The sequence below is a fragment of the Nocardioides sp. CPCC 206348 genome (assembly GCF_048654705.1).
Lineage (GTDB): Bacteria > Actinomycetota > Actinomycetes > Propionibacteriales > Nocardioidaceae > Nocardioides.
Map to the genome: position 1 here is coordinate 1,548 of NZ_JBMCZA010000139.1, position 4,305 is coordinate 5,852.

At 70.9% G+C, this 4,305-nt stretch carries 4 protein-coding genes; 1 reads left to right on the top strand and 3 read right to left on the bottom strand.

Annotated features, from left to right (window positions below):
• Nucleotides 1-66 precede the first annotated feature (66 nt).
• Nucleotides 67-1,542, top strand: coding sequence for a hypothetical protein (locus ACOADB_RS09030; protein WP_378597627.1), 1,476 nt, complete (start codon nt 67-69; stop codon nt 1,540-1,542).
• An 11-nt stretch (nt 1,543-1,553) separates the two neighbouring features.
• Here the strand turns inward: ACOADB_RS09030 and thiC are convergent, their stop codons facing one another.
• The 3 genes from thiC to ACOADB_RS09045 all read right to left on the bottom strand — a co-directional run.
• Nucleotides 1,554-3,266 carry a phosphomethylpyrimidine synthase ThiC gene (thiC, locus tag ACOADB_RS09035; protein ID WP_378597628.1) on the bottom strand — a complete coding sequence of 571 codons (1,713 nt, stop codon included), beginning with the start codon at nt 3,264-3,266 and terminating at the stop codon, nt 1,554-1,556.
• A complete protein-coding gene (locus tag ACOADB_RS09040; RefSeq protein ID WP_378597629.1) occupies nt 3,263-3,934 on the bottom strand; it encodes a bifunctional hydroxymethylpyrimidine kinase/phosphomethylpyrimidine kinase in 672 nt (223 codons plus the stop codon). The genes thiC and ACOADB_RS09040 overlap by 4 nt, the downstream gene beginning before the upstream one ends.
• Nucleotides 3,931-4,305, bottom strand: a 375-nt coding sequence (locus ACOADB_RS09045; RefSeq protein ID WP_378597630.1) for a thiamine phosphate synthase, incomplete at its 5' end; no start/stop codon positions are given. The genes ACOADB_RS09045 and ACOADB_RS09040, both read right to left, overlap by 4 nt.

Sequence of the window (4,305 nt, forward strand, 5' to 3'; positions counted from 1 at the left end):
GGTAGTCCCCGTTTCTTTACGGTGCAGCCCCTCCCGAACGTCCGGAGGCAGACCTACAGTCGAGGAATGGTGCTCTCCCGGGCGCTTCGCGCAGCAGCAGCAATCCTCACCCTGACGGCGCCCTGGATCGCCTGCCCGGTCACCTCAGCGGCCCCCGTCCCCGGCGGCACCGCAGGCGTCGAGTCCTCACTCGAGTCGTTCCGCTGCAGTGCCGACCCCGCGCACAACATCGGCGTCTCGCTGGACGGGGACACCTACCGCGGCCACGTCAACTGGGTGCCGGAGCACTTCGTGGCACCAACAGGCGCGCCGTGGGAGGTCGAGTACGCCGAGGGGCACGTGCGCCTGGTCGCCCACGGCCAGTACCTCCCCCTCCCCGGGCAACCGTTCGTGCGCGGCGCCATGACGCTCACTGCCGAGGTCACCGAGCTGCACCCCACCGTCACCCACACAGGAACCGGCCCCGGGTCCGGCACGACCAACGGCCAGGAGGTGCACCTGACGGTCGCCCGCGCACTCGAGGTCGTGGGCACAGCGCACCTCGAGTTCGACAACGGCAGCACGGCGGAAGTCAGTGGCTGCAGCGGTTCCGTCGTGTCGCGGACCATGGATCGACAATCCGACCCGAAGGCGCAGGTCACGAGCGCCAGCTCCTCCGGCGCGTGGTGCTTCCCGGTCCAGCAGGGATCCCGGGTCGATGAGCTGTGGATCGACACGGCGACCGAGGACTGGGGGCTGACCCTGTCGACGTACGACGACGCGGGGACGCCGGACGACGTCGAGGACGACACCGGGGCGTTCTACTCCAGCGCGACCACGGCGACCCTGGCCGAGATCGAGGACGGGACGTCCCTGGACCTGCCCGGCACGACCCTTCAGGGCGATCCGGTCACCGCCACCGTCACGCTCGCCTGGTCCGGCGGGACCGTGGCGCCGGCCGTGCTCTGGTCCGGCACATGGACCCAGCGCAGCACGATCACCAGCGGCCCGCTCACCGGCACCATCACCGATCCCGACGGCCGGGTGACGGCGATCGACTGCTTCGCCTACGACGCCGACCACCACAGGGTCGACGCAGGGGGCGGCTCGCCGCCGACGGGCCGGCCGCCGGGCAACGACACCCCGGGAGGCGCGATCGCCCTGACCGGAACTGCGACGGTGCAGACCTCCGGTTCCGCCCTCGAGGCCGAGCAGGCCAACCCGTGCACGGAGCCGTGGGAGGACCAGCCGGACTACCGCGCCACCCACACGGTCTGGTTCACCGTGACGGGCGCCGGCCGGATCACGATCGACACGGCCGGCACCCGGTTCGACACCGCTGTCGCCGTCTACACCGTCGACGACACCGGATCCCTCTCACCGGTCGACGACGCGTGCAACGACGATTGGTGGCGTCCGCTGTCGCCCGGCCTCGTCACCCTCTCCCTCCAGGCCCGGTCGTCCTTCGACGCCATGTCCGGCGCGACCTACTACGTGCAGGTCGGTGGTGTGTCGAGCGACGAGAACTACGGCGCGTTGCGGGTCGCGTTGACGTCCGACTGAGGACGCGTCGACTACTCGACGACCCCGGCCGACGGCTCGACGTACACCGACGCCCCCAGCTCGAGGAACTCCTCGGACTTCTCCTTCATCCCGAGCACGGCGTCCTCGGGCGAGAGGTCCGCACCGAACCGGTCCCGCACGTCCTGGCTGATCTTCATCGAGCAGAACTTCGGGCCGCACATCGAGCAGAAGTGCGCAGTCTTGGCGTTCTCGGCGGGCAGGGTCTCGTCGTGGAACTCCTCAGCCGTGACGGGGTCGAGGGACAGGGCGAACTGGTCGCGCCAGCGGAACTCGAAGCGGGCCTTCGACAAGGCGTCGTCCCAGTCGCGGGCGCCGGGGTGGCCCTTGGCCAGGTCGGCGGCGTGGGCGGCCAGCTTGTAGGTGATCACACCGGTCTTCACGTCGTCGCGGTTCGGCAGGCCGAGGTGCTCCTTGGGCGTGACGTAGCAGAGCATCGCCGTGCCGTGCATGGCGATCGTCGCGGCGCCGATGGCCGAGGTGATGTGGTCGTAGCCGGGTGCGATGTCGGTGGCGAGCGGGCCGAGCGTGTAGAACGGCGCGCCGTGGCACCAGTCCTGCTGGAGCCGGACGTTCTCCTCGACCAGGTGCAGCGGGACGTGGCCGGGACCTTCGACCATCACCTGGACGTCGTACTCCCAGGCGCGCTTCGTCAGCTCGGCAAGGGTCCGGAGCTCCGAGAACTGCGCTTCGTCGTTGGCGTCGGCGGTCGAGCCGGGGCGGAGTCCGTCGCCGAGGGAGAAGCTGACGTCGTACTGACGGAAGATCTCGCAGAGCTCGTCGAAGTGCGTGTAGAGGAAGTTCTCCTCGTGGTGGGCCAGGCACCACCCGGCCATGATCGAGCCGCCGCGGCTGACGATGCCGGTGACGCGGCGGGCGGTCATCGGGACGTAGCGCAGCAGCACCCCGGCGTGGACGGTCATGTAGTCGACGCCCTGTTCACACTGCTCGATCACGGTGTCGCGGAAGATCTCCCACGTGAGCTTGTCGGCCTCGCCGTTGACCTTCTCGAGGGCCTGGTAGATCGGCACGGTGCCGATGGGCACGGGACTGTTGCGGATGATCCACTCGCGGGTGGTGTGGATGTCGTCGCCGGTCGACAGGTCCATCACGGTGTCGGCGCCCCACGTGATCGCGTGGGTGAGCTTGTCGACCTCCTCGGCGATGCTGCTGGTCACGGCCGAGTTGCCGATGTTGGCGTTGATCTTCACGAGGAACCGCTTGCCGATGATCATCGGCTCCGACTCGGGGTGGTTCACGTTGACGGGGATGATCGCGCGGCCGGCGGCGACCTCGCTGCGCACCAGCTCCACGTCGCACTGCTCGCGCGCGGCGACGTACCGCATCTCCTCGGTGACGATGCCCGCGCGTGCGTAGGCCATCTGGGTGACGGGAGCGCCCGTCGAGCGGCGGGGGGCACGACGCTCGCCCTGCCACTCCCCCTGGGCCTCACCGCGACGCAGCGCAGCGCGGCCGTTGTCGAGCAGCTGGGGCTCGCGGCCGTCGTAGGTCCCGGTGTCGCCGCGGCCTTCGATCCAGCCGTCACGCAGCGGGGGCAGACCGCGTTCGGGCTCGGAGCCGGGGCCCTCGGTGCAGTATCGGTCGAAGGTCTCGCCGTTGGTCAGCGCGACGCGGGTGAACGGGACCTCGATGTCGCTGTGGTCGTCGCTCTTGAGGATCCGCGTGTGGGCGGGGTGGACGGTCATCGGTGTTCTCCTTGGATGTGTGCGACGGGTCCTCGGCCGCGGCCGAGCTTCCAGTCCTTGCCGAGATTCAGCTGTTGTGAGACGTACGCCGCGGCGCGCTCGGCCGCGGTGGCGAGGTCGGCGCCGAGCGCCAGGTGGGCGGCGAGCGCGCTGCTGTGGGTGCAGCCGGTGCCGTGGTCGTTGGTGGTCGGGATGTCGCCACCGCGGGTCACGATCACGCCGGGCCGGTCGGGCCTGCCGAGCGCGATGAACTCCTCCTCGTTGGGGGTGCTCGCCGTGGCGACCGGCAGCAGGTGGTCCCGATAGGCCTGCACGACGGCGGCATCGGCGAGGACCGCGCCCGACGTCGCGACGAGGACGGGGTCGACGACGAGGATCCGTCCGGCGCAGCGCTCGGCGACCAGGCGGACCACCTCGGCGGTGCCGAGCATCCCGGTCTTCACGGCCACCGGGTCGAGGTCCTCGAGCACCGCGTCGAGCTGGGCCGCGACGATGTCGAGCGGCACCGGATGGATCGCGCGCACGCCGGTGGTGTCCTGGGCAGTCACCGCGGTGACCACGCAGGCGCCGTGGACACCGAGTGCGGCGAACGTGGTCAGGTCCGCCGCGATCCCGGCAGCTCCGCCGGAGTCGGTGCCGGCAATGGTGACGACGACGGGTGGGGTCACGGCGTCACCGCCTGCAGCAGGGCGGCCACGACGGCTCCCGGGTCCTCGGACCGCATCACGGCGCCCATCACCGCGACGCCGTACGCCCCCGCCTTCCGGGCCTGTTCCGCGTTGTCCGGCGTCACGCCGCCGAGCGCATAGGTCGGGATGGAGTACCCCGTGAACGCGCCCTCGGGCAACGGCGGGCCGTGGCCCGGCTTGCTCTCCGTCCAGGTGTACGGCGACAAGGTGGCCCACCAGGCGCCGTCGCTCGCCGCGCGGGCGACATCGGCCCGGCTGTGGCACGAACGTCCCCATCGCGTCGCCCGGACCGCCGGCGAGGCGCCCGCCGGGACGTGGAGTCCCACGCTCCGCAGGACCGGCCGATGCGC